We start from the raw sequence: 15515 nt of genomic DNA on the forward strand, positions 1-15515 counted from the left end.
AGCCCCTTTCCAGATGCCAGGCCGCCGACAGGCGGCCTGTTTGTTTCAGTCGCCTGCCAGCCCGCCCGCCCTATACTGGCCCCTCCAGGCTCGCGCAACCGCGGCCGCGCACACAAGTAAAACGCTACCGGCAGCCGAGACCTGCCGGATGCGCAGCCAGCCCCTGGAGTTGTACCCATGTTCCGTACCCCCGTCCGGTATGCCGCCGGCCTGCTGGTGGCCTGTTCGGCCGCTTTCGCCGCCGCACCCGCGCTGGCCGCCTGGCCCGACAAGCCCATCACCTTCGTCGCCCCGTTCAGCGCGGGCGGCGCCAACGACCTGGTCGCGCGCATCATCGCGAAAGCGGTGGGCACGACCCTGAACCAGACCGTCATCGTCGAAAACCGCCCCGGCGCAGGCGGCGTCGTGGGCGCGGCCCACGTCGCGCGCAGCGACGCGGACGGCTACACCTACCTTGTCGGCAGCAACGGCACCGTCACCAACAGCCTGATCCGCTCGGACCAGCCCTACAAGGACGAGGCGCTGACGCCCGTCGCGCTGCTGTCGATCACGCCGTCCGTCATCGTGGCCAACCCCTCCAATCCGGCCAAGGACCTGAAGGACTTCGTCGAACGCGCGAAACAGGCCAAGACCGACCGCATCACCTTCTCCACGGCCGGCAACGGCAGCACGCCGCATTTCGTGGCGGAAATGATGAAAGAAGCGACGGGCCTGCCGATCGAGCCGATCGCCTACAAAAGCGGCTCGGAAGGCGTAACCGCCGTGATCGGCAATCAGGTCGACGCCACGTCCGAAGCCAGCATCGTGACGCTGCCGTTGATCCAGAGCGGCAAGCTGAAAGCGCTGGCCACCACCTGGAACAAGCGCATGGCCAGCGCGCCGGACATCCCCACCACCGCGGAAGCGGGCTTTCCCGCGATCAGCATCGGCCATTGGGCCGGGCTGTTCGCGCCCGCCGGCACGCCGGCCGACGTGCTGGACAAGATGAATGCGGCGGTCGAAAAGTCGCTGCAATCGAAAGAGGTGCAAGACGCGTTGCGCCAGAGCAGCATCGAACCCGGCGGCGGCTCGCGCGCCAGCTTCGTGGAATTCGCGGCAAGCGAACGCGAACGCCTGGGTAAAGTCGTGAAGAACGGCCACATGCAGACGCAATAGACACGCGGCGGAGAAAGCGCTGGGGCATTCCGCCCCCGCTTTTCCGGCGCTTTTTTATTTGCGCTCCCGCGCAAAGTATGTTTGACTAGCAACCTATGGCCGCACACCGCACCTCCCTCGCGATTGCCACCGGACGCTCCGCCGCTCCGGTTGCCGGCCTGCGCGCTCGCTCCTCCTCGTTCGCCGCGCTATCGCTATACCTACCGATCGGTTGCCGGGCCTAGTGTCCCCGTGGTAGCTCGGCAACCACGCTTGCCACACGCGATTTCCCCCTTTTATTTGTGAATCCTGCCGGTCAATCACGGCAACCCCTGGCACAAGACCGTCATCCGGTCACAAATGCCGCCGAGAGTCGTGCTCCCGGGATTCAAAAGAAACCGATCGAGGTGTAGTCATGATGCTTGCCAACCCCGCTACCAAATACGTCCCCTTCGCGCCCTTTACCCGCGACTTCTCCGAACGCACCTGGCCCAGCCGCCGCATCACCAAGGCGCCGATCTGGATGAGCACGGACTTGCGCGACGGCAACCAGGCGCTGATCGAGCCGATGAGCGTCGAGCGCAAGGTCCGCTTCTTCGAACAGCTCGTGAAGATCGGCTTCAAGGAAATCGAAGTGGGCTTCCCGTCCGCCTCGCAGACCGACTTCGACTTCGTGCGCAAGCTCATCGACGAAAAGCGCATCCCGGACGACGTGACCATCATCGTGCTGACCCAGTCGCGCGAAGACCTGATCAGCCGCACGGTGGAAGCCGCCGCGGGCGCCAAGCAAGCCATCGTCCACATGTACAACGCGTGTGCGCCGGCCTTCCGCAAGGTCGTGTTCAACATGTCCAAGGAAGAGATCAAGGGCATCGCCACGGCCGGCACGCGCCTGATCAAGCAATACACCGCGCAGCGTCCGGAAACCAAGTGGAGCTACGAGTACTCGCCCGAAGTGTTCAGCACGACCGAACCCGAATTCGCGCTGGAAGTCTCGGATGCCGTCGCTGACGTCTGGCAGCCCACGCCCGACCACAAGATGGTGCTGAACCTGCCCGCCACGATCGAAGCAACCAGCCCCAACCTGTACGCCGACCAGATCGAATGGATGCACAAGAACCTGGCGCGCCGCGACAGCATCGTGCTGAGCGTGCACCCGCATAACGACCGCGGCACCGCGGTTGCCGCCGCCGAATTCGCCGTCATGGCCGGCGCCGACCGCATCGAAGGCTGCCTGTTCGGCAGCGGCGAGCGCACCGGCAACGTCGACCTGGTCACGCTTGCCCTGAACCTCTACACGCAAGGCGTGCACCCGGGCCTGGACTTCTCCGACATCGACGAAGTGCGCCGCTGCGCCGAGTACTGCAACCAGTTGCCGGTACACCCGCGCCATCCGTACGCCGGCGACCTGGTCTTCACCGCGTTTTCGGGTTCGCACCAGGACGCCATCAAGAAGGGCTTCGCGCTGCAACAGGCCGACGCCGTCTGGGAAGTGCCGTACCTCCCGATCGACCCCGCCGACCTCGGCCGCAGCTACGATGCCGTGATCCGGGTGAACAGCCAATCGGGCAAGGGCGGCGTGTCGTACCTGCTTGAACAGGAACACGGCCTGGTCTTGCCGCGCCGCTTGCAGATCGAATTCAGCCGCGCCATCCAGCGCGTGACGGACGAGACCGGCCGCGAAGTCACCGCCGACGACGTGCACACCATCTTCAACCGCGAATACCTGGAACAGAAGACGCCGTGGAAGCTGATCCGCCACCGCATCGACGGCAATCCGTCGGCCGGCGAAGGCCAGCACTTCAGCATCGAAGCCGAACTCGAATACAACGGCGAACGCCGCATCGTGACGGGCAAGGGCGACGGCGCCATCTCGGCCTTCGTGGCCGCGCTGGACGTGCCCGTGCGCATCATGGACTACCACGAGCACGCCATCGGCACCGGCACCGACACGCGCGCCGCCTCCTACGTGGAATTGCGCGTCGGCGAATCCAGCACGGGCTTCGGCGTGGGCATCGACCGCGACATCGTGACGGCCTCGTTCCAGGCCGTGCTGAGCGCCGTCAACCGCCACATCAACTCGGGCGCCGTCACGGCGGCCGAGCAGGAAGCCGCCGAGGCCGCGTGATCCGCATCCCGGCATAAAGAAAGCGCCTGACGCAAGCCCGAAACATGGGCTTGCGCGCCCCGGAAGACACACCGCTTTTCCGTGCGGCCCGGCCATGAAAAAGCCCGCCTTACCTGGCGGGCTTTCTGCATTCTGCGACGCGTGGTTGGCGGCGGGCGGCTAGCTGCGGGCGGCTAGCTGCGCGCGATCAGCCCCGGGGCCACATGTCGGAGGCGCCGATATCGGGCGCGTTGGCGGCCAGCAGGCGCTCGTGGACCCATGCGGCGACGGCCAGCGTGCGATGGTCGTCGTAGCGCTGCCCGATCACTTGCAGCCCCACGGGCAGGCCTTGGGGGCCGGTCGCGAACGGCAGGTTCAAGCAAGGCAGGCCGAACAAGGTCCAGGCGCGCGAGAATTGCGGGTCGCCCGTGCCCAGGTCGGCGAACGGCGCTTCGCCCGCTGCGCTGGGCGCCAGCACCACGTCGAAATCCTGGAACCAGCCGTTCACGCGCGCGCGCGATTCCTCGGCGCGGGCCAGGTTCTTGATATGTTCTTCAGCCGTGATCTGCGAGCCGGCTTCCAGCACCGCCTGGATCTTCGGGCTGAGCTGGCTGGCATGCTCCAGGCGCTCGTAGGCCAGCGATTGCGAGGCTTCGAACGCCATGATGTCCGCGTGCAGTTGCACCAGCATGCAGTCTTGCGACGGCAGCGGCACCTCTTGGACCAGCGCGCCCGCCCGCGACAGCGTGGCGGCGGCTTGCGCGAAGGCTTCCTTGGTTTCGGCCTGCGCATGCCGCCATTGCAGCGTGCGGCACATGCCGATGCGCGGCTTGCCGTCATAGGCCAGGTCCAGCATGCGGGCGTCGCGCATCATGACCGAGGCGAAGAGCGCGACATCCGGCACCGACCGCGCGAAACCGCCGACCGTATCCAGGGATTCGGCCAGGCTTTTCACGCCCGCGCGCGGCACGGCGCCGAACGTGGGCTTGAATCCCACGATGCCGCAGTACGACGCGGGCCGGATGATCGAGCCCGCGGTTTGCGAACCCAGCGCGAAGGGCACCATGTCGTCGGCCACCGCGGCGGCCGAGCCGCTGGACGAGCCGCCCGGCGTGTAGGCCTCGTTGCGGGGGTTGCGCGTGGGGCCGGCCTGATAGGTGGCGAATTCGGTGGTGACGGTCTTGCCGACCACGACGGCGCCCGCGCCGCGGCACAGCGCCACGGAAGCGGCGTCCAGGCCGGGACGGTGGCGTTCATAGATGGGGGAGCCGTAGCGCGTGGGCAGGTCGACGGTGTCGAACAGGTCTTTCACGCCGATGGGAAGGCCGTGCAACAGGCCGCGCAGCGCGCCGCCGTCCAGGACGGCCGCATGGTCCAGCGCCGCCTGCTTCTGCAGCGCCGTCCAGGCGTGGATGGTGTTTTCGCGTTGCTCGATACGGGCGAAGCAGGCCCGCACCAGTTGCACCGCGGTCAATTCGCGCCGTTGCAGCTTGTGCGCGGCTTCAAGCGCGCCAAGTCTGTTTAAGGCAGTAGACATGATCCTTTCCTCTTTACCGGAGTCGCGCATCACGCGCGGCAGCTGAACTACGCACCCGGTCCCCTTGACCGAGGGTCTGCCCTTGCTGATCCCGTGACCTATTTGCCACGAGTTCCAGCGGACCGATCCCAGCCATTGTGCGCGCCGCGTCAATTAGGAAAAACACCGAAAACATCATGTTTTCCCGGGTAATCCGACTGTGCCGCGCCATGGCTTTGTGTTGTTGCGTCGTTATCAGCATAGCGCAAACCCGTGCAATACAAAGGTCATATTTGTCTTGTAAGATGAAATCGTTTTCAGTAAACAGACAGCAATATAGATATGGCAACGCGCCCGTCGCCCCGCTTTTCAATCATCGAAGTGGCCCGCAAGGCCGGGGTATCCCCGGCGACGGTTTCGCGCGCGTTCAACCAGCCGGACATCGTCCATCCCGACACGCTGGCGCACATCCGCAACGTGGCCAAGCGGGCCGGCTTCCGGCCGAACCGCGTGGGCCGCAGCCTGCGTTCGGGCAGCACCCGCACCATCGGTCTGATCCTGCCCACGCTGTCGAATCCGGTGTTCGCCGAGTGCTTCGAAGGCGCGGAGCGCCGCGCCCGCGAATCCGGCTACAGCGTCATGCTGACGGCCACCGGCTACGACCCCGCCGTGGAATCCGCGGCGGTGCAGGGGCTGATGGACCATCAGGTCGACGGGCTGATCCTGACGGTGGCGGACGTGAACAAAAGCGCCACGCTGGACGACCTGGACAGCGCCGGCATGCCATATGTGCTGGTCTACAACGAGTCCGGTTCGCACCCGTTCGCCTCGGTCGACAACCGCGCCGCCGCCAGCGACATGGTCGCGCACCTGGCCTCGCTGGGCCACCGCCGCATCGCGCTTGTGACGGGCCCGCTGACCGCGTCGGACCGCGCGCGGCGCCGCCTGGCGGGCGCGCGCGCCTGCGCCAAGAAGCTGGGCCTGGAAGCGGTGCAGCATATCGCCATGAGTTCCCACACCGGCAGCGACGCCGATGCGCTGAAATCCGCGCTGCGGGGCAAGCAGGCGCCCACCGCGCTGTTCTGCTCCAACGACCTGCTGGCCACCGCCGTCATCGCCGACCTGGTGGCGCTCGGCCTGTCCGTGCCCGCTGACATCTCGGTCTGCGGCTTCGACGGCATGCGCTTCGGCGCCTTGCTGACGCCGCCGCTGACTACCGTGGCGCAGCCTAGCGACGGCATCGGCCAGACGGCCTGCTCGAACCTGCTGGCGCAGATCCACGGCCAGCCGCCGCAGTCGAACCGGCTGCCGCATTGCATCGTGGTCGGCGGCACGGCGGCATCCGTGCGCCGCTGATCCTTCCCATCCAGACTCCTGATCCGCATCATGCTCATCGCACAAATCACCGACCTGCACATGCGTACCCCGGGCGACAAGGCCTACGGCATCATCGATCCGGCGGCCTTCCTGGGCCCGGCCGTGCGCGCCCTGAATGCCCTGACGCCGCGCCCCGACTGCGTGCTGATCACGGGCGACCTGACCGACCTGGGCCGCCCGCACGAATACCAGGCGCTGCGCGACCAGTTGCAAGCGCTGGAGATCCCGTACTTCCTCTTGCCCGGCAACCACGACGACCGCGCGCAGTTACGCGCCGCCTTCCCCGACCACGCGTACCTGCAAGGCAGCGGCCCGTTCATCCAGTACGCGGTCGAGACCTATCCGCTGCGCATGCTGGCGCTGGACACCGTGGTGCCGATGAAGAGCCATGGCGAACTGTGCCAGGACCGCCTGGACTGGCTGGCCGCGCGGCTGGCCGAACAGCCCGACCGGCCGACGCTGGTACTGATGCACCATCCGCCTTTTCTGACCGGCATCGAGCACATGGACGCCATCGGCCTTTTGGCCGGCGCGCCCGAGCTGGAACGCATCGTGTCGCGGTTTCCGAATGTGGAGCGCGTGCTGTGCGGCCACTTGCACCGCACCATCTTCCAGCGCTTCGGCGGCACGATCGCGTCGACCTGTCCCGGCACCGCACACCAGCTGGCGCTGGAGCTGGGGCCGCGTCCGACCCTGCAATACATCATGGAACCACCGGGCTACCAGCTGCATTGGTGGCAAGGCAAGAACCTGGTCACGCACCACGCCGTCATCGGGGAATACCCCGGCCCGTATCCGTTTGCCTGAATCGCTTGCTTGAATCTTTTGCCTGACCCGTACGCCGGGGCTTGAGCGCCCCGGGCATTGCCACGAATCCGTCATGTTTGCGCTGCACAATGAAAAGGTTTTCATAACAGGCAACAATGCGGATCTAACTATTAGATCGTCGAGACAGCATGTCATCCATCGTTCTGGATAACCTCACCAAGCAGTACGGCGGCGCGGCCGCCATCCACGGCGTGAGCTTCACTGTGCCGGCTGGCAGTTTCACGGTGCTGCTGGGCCCGTCGGGTTGCGGCAAGTCGACCACGCTGCGCATGATCGCCGGGCTGGACACGCCCACGTCGGGCACGATCCGCATCGGCGACCGCGACGTGACCGACCTGCCGCCGGCCAAGCGCCGCATCTCGATGGTGTTCCAGTCGTATGCGCTGTTTCCGCACCTGTCGGTGCGCGAGAACATCCTGTTCGGGCTGCGGGTGCGCAAGGAGCCGGCGCGCGACTTCGACCGCCGCCTGCAACGCGTGGCGGGCCTGTTGGGCCTGGGCCATCTGCTGGACCGCAAGCCGTCGCAATTGTCGGGCGGGCAGCAACAGCGCGTGGCACTGGGACGCGCGGTGATCTCCGAAGCGCCGGTGTGCCTGATGGACGAGCCGCTGTCCAACCTGGACGCGCAGCTGCGCCACGAAATGCGGCGCGAGATCCGCGCCCTGCAGCAAGACCTGGGCATCACGATGGTGTACGTGACGCACGACCAGACCGAAGCCATGAGCATGGCCGACCAGGTGGTGCTGCTGCGTGGCGGCCAGATCGAACAACACGACACGCCCGACGGCCTGTACGCGCGCCCGGCCAGCGAATTCGCGGCCCGCTTCATCGGCACGCCCCCCATGAACCTCATCGGCGTGACGACGCTGCAAGGCGCCACGGTCATCGCCGGCACGCAGGGCCCCGCCATCGCGGGCGCCCCCACCGGCGCCGTGAAACTGGGCGTGCGCCCCGAACACATCCGCATCGACGACAACGGCATCCCCGCCACCGTGGAAAGCGTGGAGTACTTCGGCGCGGACTCCATCGTGGTCTGCCGCGTGGGCGACTCGAGCGGCGTGGCGGTGCGGGTCGGCGGCCATTTGCGCGCCCGCGCGGGTGAAGCCTTGCGGCTGTCCTGGACGGACGCCCAACAGCATTTCTTTGCCGCCGATTCGGCGGTCATCAACACCGTCGGGCGCTAAAAAGAAAATGGCCCCCACGCCGCGCCTTCGGCTTGCTGCCCCCCAATGGGGCGTTTTTTTACCTTGGGACGGCCCGGCGGTAAAAATGCCCATTACACAAAAAGGAAACGCACCATGCGACGCATCGTACTGAAGACCCTGGCCGCCAGCCTTGCCGCCGCCTGCCTGTCCCTGCCTGCGCAGGCGCAGAACAAGCCCGTCGAGGTCGAGTTCTATTACCCGGTCGCCGTCGGCGGGCCGATTACCAAGATCGTCGACGACATGGTCGCGGACTTCCAGAAGGAAAATCCCGACATCAAGATCAAGCCGATCTACGCCGGTTCGTATCAGGACTCGATCGCCAAGGCGCTGACGGCCCTCAAAGGCGGCACGCCGCCGCAGCTGGCCGTGCTGCTGTCCACCGACATGTTCACGCTGATCGACGAAGACGCCATCGTCCCGATCGACTCGCTGGCGAAGTCCGACGCCGACAAGAAGTGGCTGGGCGGCTTCTACGACGCCTTCATGCAGAACAGCCGCTCGGGCGGCCACACCTGGGGCGTGCCGTTCCAGCGTTCGACCATCGTCATGTACTACAACAAGGATCTCTTCAAGGCCGCCGGCCTGGATCCCGAGCGCGCGCCGGCGACCTGGGCGGAACTGGTCGATTACGGCAAGAAGCTCACCAAGCAGGACGCCTCGGGCAACACCACGCAGTGGGGCATCGAGATCCCGTCGGGCGGCGCGTTCGCGTACTGGCTGTTCCAGGCCCTGACCACGCCCAACGGCGCGATCCTGATGAACGAGGCCGGCAACGAGGTCTACCTGGACAAGCCCGCCGTGGTGGAAGCCGCCCAGTTCTGGCGCGACCTGTCGGCCAAGCACAAGATCATGCCGACCGGCACGATCGACTGGGGCACCACGCCGAAGGACTTCCTGGAGAAGAAGGCGGCGATGGTCTGGACCACTACCGGCAACCTGACCAACATCCGCAAGAACGCCGACTTCCCGTTCGGCGTGGCCATGATGCCGCAGCAAAAGCGCGGCGGCAGCCCGACCGGCGGCGGCAACTTCTACATCTTCAAGAGCGGCACGCCGGCGCAGCAGCAGGCCGCGCTGAAGTTCGCGCAATGGGTCACGACGCCGGAACGCGCCGCCGACTGGAGCATCGCCACGGGCTATGTCGCGGTCACGCCGGCCGCCTGGCAGACCGAGAAGATGAAGAAGTACGCGCAGGAAGTGCCGGCCGCGGCGGTCGCGCGCGACCAGCTGGAGGTCAGCGTGGCGGAATTCTCCACGCATGAGAACCAGCGCGTCACCAAGACCCTGAACGACGCGCTGCAAGCGGCGTTGACGGGCTCGAAGACGCCGCAGCAGGCCCTGACCGATGCGCAACGCGAGGCCGACCGCATCCTGCGTTCCTATAAGTGATCCGACAAGCACGATGAGCCGCTCTTTACACGCCCTTTATGGCTGGCTGCTGCTGCTGCCAGCCATCGTGCTGCTTGCCGCCTTCACGCATTACCCGGCGCTGGCGACGTTCTGGCACAGCTTCTTCTCCACGCCCAAGGGCGCGCGTCCGGCGCGCTTCGTAGGCCTGGAGAACTACGCCGTCATGCGTGACGATCCCGTGTTCTGGCAGTCGCTGTGGAACAACCTGTGGTTTGCGCTGGGCACGATCCCCACCTCGATCGGCATCGCGCTCGTCATGGCGCTGTGGGTGAACCGCAACCTGGCGGGCCGCGGCTTCCTGCGCATGGCGTATTTCACGCCGACGGTGCTGCCGATGGTGGCGGTGGCCAACATCTGGCTGTTCTTCTACACGCCGCAATACGGGCTGATCGCGCAGGTGATGGGCTGGTTCGGTTCGCCCGGCCCCAACTGGCTGGGCAACCGCGAGACGGCGCTGCCGGCGCTGATGCTGGTGACGGTGTGGAAAGAGTCGGGCTTCTTCATGATCTTCTATCTGGCCGCCTTGCAGACGGTGTCGCCGTCGCTGCGCGAGGCCGCCATGCTGGAAGGGGCGTCGCGCTGGCAGTACTTCCGCCGCATCCTGTGGCCGCTTCTGATGCCCACCACGCTCTTCGTGCTGATCAACGCCTTGATCAACGCGTTCCGGCTGGTGGACCACGTGGTCGTGATGACGCGCGGCGGGCCGGACAACGCCAGCACCTTGCTGCTGTATTACATCTACCAGGTGGGTTTCAGTTTCTGGGACACGGCTTACGCCGCCACGCTGACCGTCGTGTTGCTGGTGGTGCTGGCGCTGACCGCGCTGTTCAAGTTCCGCTGGCTGGACCGCAGGACTCACTATCAATGAAAGACAAGCTCGATACCCTGGGCGCATGGGCGCTGGGCCTGTTGTGGATCCTGCCGCTGGCTTATGCCATGTGGGCGGCGTTCCACCCGCCGGCCTACGCCACCCGCTTCGAACTGTTCGCCCCGCTGACGCTGGATAACTTCGCGCGGGCCTGGCAGGCCGCGCCGTTTCCGCGCTACTTCCTGAACACCTTCCTGCTGGTCACGATGGTGCTGGCCGCGCAGTTGGTGCTGTCGACGCTGGCCGGCTACGCGTTCGCGCGCTTCGAGTTCCGCGGCCGCGACTTCGTCTTCATGCTGGTGCTGCTGCAGTTGATGATCATGCCGGACGTGCTGCTGGTGGAGAACTACCGGTCGATGAGCCAGCTGGGCATCCGCGACACGGTGTTCGCGATCGGCCTGCCGTACTTCGCGTCGGCCTTCGGCATTTTCCTGCTGCGCCAGACGTTCAAGACGGTGCCGCGCGAACTGGAAGAGGCCGCGCGCATGGAAGGCGCCAACGCCATGCAGATCCTGTGGAAGGTCTACGTGCCGCTGGCCAAGCCGATCTACGTGGCCTACGGCCTGGTGTCGGTCAGCCACCACTGGAACAACTTCCTGTGGCCGCTGATCATCACCAATTCGGTAGAGTCCCGGCCGCTGACGGTGGGCCTGCAGGTGTTCTCATCGACCGACCAGGGCATCGACTGGTCCGTCATCACGGCGGCCACGCTGATGTCGGCCGCGCCGCTCTTGATCGCCTTCCTGCTGTTCCAGCGTCAGTTCGTGCAATCGTTCATGCGGGCCGGGATCCGGTAACGCGGGCGGTCAGCCTTAGTAGCCGACCGTCAGGCCCGGCAGATCCACCGTGATGCGCGGGCGCTCCAGCGCCAGCGCCAGGTTCTCGGCGAATTCGCGGGCTTCCTTTTCGTCGGTGGACAGGGTGTCGTAGCCCAAGGCATCCGCCACGCCCAGCACCTTGTCCAACAACAGCACCTTGCCGCTGGGCCGCAGGGGTTCGCAGCCCAGGGTTTCCCAGGCACCGTCGAACCAATCGCGCGCTTGGGCCTGGCGTTGCGGGGACGTTTCCACCGTGGCGGTCAGGTCCAGCGAACGCCGGGTGTCGAAAACAATCGTGATGTCGCTGCGCATGGGAATTCCTTGAATGGGCGTCAGGCGAGAAGGGTAGGCAGAAAACGCCGGCGGGAATGTCCGCCCGGCGACATTGCCTACCAGCCGCGCGAGGCTTCCCAGGTGACTTCGACGCCGGCGGCTTTCGATTGCCGCATCATGTCCAGCAGCGGATAGGCGCGTTCCTTCAGGCCGACCACGCGCGCCATCGGCGAGCGGGGAGCCTTGTCTTCGTCTTCGTCCTCTTCGGGGTGCTCGGCGTTGGCGATCGCGTTTTCGATGCCGCTGATGGCCGGTCCCAGCTGCTCGACGGTGAATACGCCGCGTTCCGGAATCTTGTCTCCGATGGACTTGCCGGCCGCTTGCAAGATGCCTGTCGCGTGGTCGGACAACATCAGGACCTCGGCCACGACCTTGGAGTGAAAGGTAATCAGCATGTTGCAGTCTCCTTCATTGAATGCGTTACATACACTACCGCAACGCCCGGGGGATGCCAACTGGGCACCACGCGCCGTCCGAACGGCCAGGGCGCCCCGTCCGCGACAGGTGCGGCTATGGGTTTGATTTTATTGACAGTTCCGCCTCCTGGCTGAACGCTTGCCGGACGGTTTCCGGCCCCCCGGGTGCCGGTTCTGCCGCCAAATCAACTATCATTCAGGGGATTCCCGTGGCCTTGCCGGGCCGGACGCCGTCCGCCAGATCCCCGCCTTGAGCCGCCCACCCAGAACTTCTCCAGACGCCCATGCTCCCCGAGCAACAAAAACAGCTTATCTCCCTGATCCAGGCCGCCGTTGCGCAGAGCCTTCCCGACGCCCAGCCCAACGTGCTGCTTGAGCGCCCGAAGGTCGCCGCCCACGGCGACGTCGCCACCAACGTGGCCATGCAGCTGGCCAAGCCGGCCGGCCGCAACCCGCGCGAACTGGCCCAAGCCATCGTGCAAGCCCTGTTGGCTGACCCGGCCGCGCGCGATCTGGTCGAAAGCGCCGAGATCGCCGGCCCCGGCTTCATCAACCTGCGTATCACCGCCGCCGCCCGCCAGGCCGTCATCGGCACCGTGGCCGAGCAAGGCGCCGGCTTTGGCCGCGCGCCCCGCACCGGCGAGAAGATCCTGGTTGAATTCGTGTCGGCCAACCCGACCGGCCCGCTGCACGTGGGCCATGCCCGCCAGGCCGCCCTGGGCGACGCCCTGTGCCGCCTGTACGACGCCAGCGGCTGGGACGTGACCCGCGAGTTCTATTACAACGACGCCGGCAACCAGATCGCAAACCTGGCCATCAGCGTGCAGGCCCGCGCCCGCGGCCTGACGACCGAATCCCCCGACTGGCCGGCCGACGGCTACAAGGGCGACTACATCGCCGATATCGCGCGCGACTTCCAGGCCGGCAAAACCCTCCAGGCGTCCGACGGCCAGGCCGTCACCGCCACCGGCAACATCGACAGCCTGGACGACATCCGCGTCTTCGCCGTGGCCTACCTGCGCCGCGAGCAGGACCTGGACTTGCAGGCGTTCGGCCTGAAGTTCGACAACTACTACCTGGAAAGCTCGCTGTACACGTCGGGCCGCGTCGAGGCCACCGTCAAGGCGCTGGTCGCCGGCGGCCATACCTACGAGGAAGGCGGCGCGCTGTGGCTGCGCACCACCGAGCTGGGCACGGGCGACGACAAAGACCGCGTCATGCGCAAAAGCGAAGGCGGCTACACCTACTTCGTGCCGGACGTGGCCTATCACAAGGCCAAATGGGAGCGCGGCTTCCACCGCGCCGTGAACATCCAGGGCAGCGACCACCACGGCACCGTGGCGCGCGTGCGCGCCGGCCTGCAGGCGCTGGAAGAGGGCATCCCGAAGGACTACCCGTCCTACGTGCTGCACAAGATGGTCAAGGTGATGCGCGGCGGCGAAGAGGTCAAGATCTCCAAGCGCGCGGGCAGCTACGTGACCATGCGCGACCTGATCGACTGGGTGGGCCGCGACGCGGTGCGCTACTTCCTGATCCAGCGCCGCGCCGACACCGAATTCGTGTTCGACGTGGACCTGGCGCTGTCCAAGAGCGACGAGAACCCCGTCTATTACATCCAGTACGCGCATGCGCGCATCTGCACGATGATCAACAACGCCGGCATGCCGGCCGCCGACGTGGCCGCCGCCGACGCGTCGCTGCTGACCGCGCCGACCGAGTTCGCGCTGATGCAGCGCCTGGCCGAATTCCCGAACGTGGTGGCGCTGGCCGCCCAGGACCTGTCGCCGCACCACATCGCTTTCTGGCTGCGCGACTGCGCCTCCGACTTCCACGCCTGGTACGCGGCCGAACGCGTGCTGATCGACGACGTGGCCCTGAAATTGGCCCGCCTGCGCCTGGCCGCCACGACGCGCCAGGTGCTGGCCAACGGCCTGGAGCTGCTGGGCGTGTCCGCCCCCGAGCGGATGTAACATCGGTACATGGCAACCAAGCGCAAAACCACCCGCCGTTCCTCTGGCGAAAGCGGCAGCACCCTGTACGGGGCGCTTGCCGGCCTGCTTATCGGCCTGATCGTGGCCGCCGTCGTGGCGTTCTACGTGACCAAGGCCCCGGTGCCCTTCGTGGACCGTGCCAGCCGCCAGGGCGACTCGGGCAAGCTGCCTGACCCCCGCCAGGCGCCGGACCCCAACGCGGGCCTGTACGGCCGCGACGGCGCGGCGGGCGCGCCGCCCACCGGCCCGACCGCCACCGCCCCCGCGCCGCTGCCCGGCGCAGGCATCGGCACGGGCGGCACCGCCAAGCCCGACGAAACGCCGTCCAAACTGGACGACCTGGGTGCGCTGATCGCCACGCTGCCGTCGACCTCCAAACCGCAGGCCGCGTCTTCCGCCCCGACGCAGGTCGCCGTGGCGCCTACCCAGGCGCCAACGCCGATTTCGAAGCCGGCCCCCGCTCCGTCCCCCAAAGCCGCCACCGCCACGGCCTCCGCGGCGACGGGCACGTACTTCCTGCAGGCGGGCGCCTTCCGCGGCGAAAACGACGCGGAATCGCTGAAGGCCCGCATCATCCTGCTGGGGTTGCCCGTGGCCGTGCAGAAAGCCGAAGTGAACGGCAAGGCGATCAACCGGGTGCGCGTCGGCCCGTTTGCGCGCCTGGACGACATGAACCGCGCCCGCGGGAGGCTGGGCGAGAACAAGATTGAAACCGCCGTGGTGCGCCAGTAAGGCGCGCTGGCGGCAAGGCATTGCACGCTAGGAATTGAACTTATCCGGCCCCGGGCCTGTCTGTCACTTTTTACCCAGGAACCTCACATCCATGTTGTCCACCAAGATTATCCGCATCATGGCCGCGGCCGCGCTGACCGCCACGGCGTTCTTCAGCCAGGCTAGCCACGCTCAAGGCACGCCGGCGTATGTGTCGATCAACCCGCCGCTGCCGTCGGACACCCCGGGCAAAGTGGAAGTGCTGGAGTTCTTCGCCTACACCTGCCCGCATTGCGCGGCCATGGAGCCGATGGTTGAAGACTGGGTCAAGACCGCGCCGTCGGATGTCGTGCTCAAGCAGGTGCCGATCGCCTTCAACGCCGGCATGAAGCCGCTGCAGCAGGTGTACTACACGTTCCTGGCGCTGGACCGCCAAGACCTGCACGCCAAGTTCTTCACCGCCATCCACGGTGAGCACAAGCGCCTGTTCGACAAGAAGGCCATGGGCGAGTGGGCCGCGTCTCAAGGCGTGGACCGTGCCAAGTTCGACTCGGTGTTCGATTCGTTCAGCGTGCAGACCCAGGTGCAGCGCGCCAACCAGTTGGCCGAGGCCTACCGCATCGACGGCACGCCGTCGTTCGCCGTGGGCGGCAAGTTCATGACCTCGCCGGTCATGGCGGGCAACAGCTACGAAGGCGCCCTGAAGGAAGTCAACCAGCTGATCCCGATGGCGCGCAACAAGTAATCCGCGCCCTCGATTCACGTGAAGCGCCCTGGCCTGTCGGCCGGGGCGTTTTCTTT

14 protein-coding genes are annotated in these 15515 nt (G+C 66.5%); 11 read left to right on the top strand and 3 right to left on the bottom strand.

The window, feature by feature from the left end; all coding sequences use genetic code 11:
• The first annotated feature begins 177 nt into the window (after positions 1-177).
• On the top strand, positions 178-1155 hold the full coding sequence (locus tag A9973_RS28265; protein WP_183016914.1) for a tripartite tricarboxylate transporter substrate binding protein: 978 nt from the start codon (positions 178-180) through the stop codon (positions 1153-1155).
• Between the two features lie 394 nt (positions 1156-1549).
• Positions 1550-3262 (top strand): 2-isopropylmalate synthase, encoded by a 1713-nt coding sequence (leuA, locus tag A9973_RS28270; RefSeq protein ID WP_183016915.1) that lies wholly within the window; start codon positions 1550-1552, stop codon positions 3260-3262.
• Positions 3263-3449: 187 nt separating this feature from the next.
• Here the strand turns inward: leuA and A9973_RS28275 are convergent, their stop codons facing one another.
• Complete coding sequence (locus tag A9973_RS28275; protein ID WP_183016916.1) at positions 3450-4778, bottom strand: amidase; 1329 nt, start codon at positions 4776-4778, stop codon at positions 3450-3452.
• Between the two features lie 321 nt (positions 4779-5099).
• Between A9973_RS28275 and A9973_RS28280 the strand changes: the two genes are divergently transcribed.
• The 6 genes from A9973_RS28280 to A9973_RS28305 all read left to right on the top strand — a co-directional run bounded on the left by A9973_RS28280 (position 5100) and on the right by A9973_RS28305 (position 11242).
• Positions 5100-6113, top strand: coding sequence for a LacI family DNA-binding transcriptional regulator (locus A9973_RS28280; RefSeq protein ID WP_183016917.1), 1014 nt, complete (start codon positions 5100-5102; stop codon positions 6111-6113).
• 30 nt (positions 6114-6143) lie between these two features.
• Entirely contained in the window at positions 6144-6941 is a 798-nt protein-coding gene (locus A9973_RS28285; RefSeq protein WP_183016918.1) for a phosphodiesterase, read from the top strand.
• Positions 6942-7090: 149 nt separating this feature from the next.
• The gene (locus A9973_RS28290; protein ID WP_183016919.1) at positions 7091-8146 is read left to right on the top strand and encodes an ABC transporter ATP-binding protein; all 1056 of its coding nucleotides are present in this window, start codon (positions 7091-7093) and stop codon (positions 8144-8146) included.
• 114 nt (positions 8147-8260) lie between these two features.
• Complete coding sequence (locus A9973_RS28295; RefSeq protein ID WP_183016920.1) at positions 8261-9556, top strand: ABC transporter substrate-binding protein; 1296 nt, start codon at positions 8261-8263, stop codon at positions 9554-9556.
• A 13-nt stretch (positions 9557-9569) separates the two neighbouring features.
• Complete coding sequence (locus A9973_RS28300) at positions 9570-10445, top strand: carbohydrate ABC transporter permease (protein ID WP_183016921.1); 876 nt, start codon at positions 9570-9572, stop codon at positions 10443-10445.
• The gene (locus A9973_RS28305) at positions 10442-11242 is read left to right on the top strand and encodes a carbohydrate ABC transporter permease (protein WP_006224480.1); all 801 of its coding nucleotides are present in this window, start codon (positions 10442-10444) and stop codon (positions 11240-11242) included. The genes A9973_RS28300 and A9973_RS28305 overlap by 4 nt, the downstream gene beginning before the upstream one ends.
• A 15-nt stretch (positions 11243-11257) precedes the next feature.
• Here the strand turns inward: A9973_RS28305 and A9973_RS28310 are convergent, their stop codons facing one another.
• Positions 11258-11575, bottom strand: a complete 318-nt coding sequence (locus tag A9973_RS28310) for a hypothetical protein (protein WP_006224479.1) — start codon at positions 11573-11575, stop codon at positions 11258-11260.
• Positions 11576-11652: 77 nt separating this feature from the next.
• On the bottom strand, positions 11653-11991 hold the full coding sequence (locus A9973_RS28315; RefSeq protein ID WP_169274191.1) for a DUF1840 domain-containing protein: 339 nt from the start codon (positions 11989-11991) through the stop codon (positions 11653-11655).
• Between the two features lie 305 nt (positions 11992-12296).
• Here A9973_RS28315 and argS point away from each other — a divergent pair, with 305 nt between their 5' ends.
• The 3 genes from argS (at position 12297) to A9973_RS28330 (ending at position 15459) form a co-directional block, all read left to right on the top strand.
• The gene (gene argS, locus A9973_RS28320; RefSeq protein WP_183016922.1) at positions 12297-13982 is read left to right on the top strand and encodes an arginine--tRNA ligase; all 1686 of its coding nucleotides are present in this window, start codon (positions 12297-12299) and stop codon (positions 13980-13982) included.
• A gap of 9 nt (positions 13983-13991) precedes the next feature.
• A complete protein-coding gene (locus tag A9973_RS28325; RefSeq protein WP_183016923.1) occupies positions 13992-14735 on the top strand; it encodes an SPOR domain-containing protein in 744 nt (247 codons plus the stop codon).
• Between the two features lie 91 nt (positions 14736-14826).
• Positions 14827-15459: a thiol:disulfide interchange protein DsbA/DsbL gene (locus tag A9973_RS28330; protein ID WP_183016924.1), complete on the top strand. Its 633-nt coding sequence runs from the start codon at positions 14827-14829 to the stop codon at positions 15457-15459.
• Positions 15460-15515: the final 56 nt, after the last annotated feature.

Origin of the sequence: Achromobacter sp. UMC46 (genome assembly GCF_014170335.1) — a bacterium.
Lineage (GTDB): Bacteria > Pseudomonadota > Gammaproteobacteria > Burkholderiales > Burkholderiaceae_B > Achromobacter.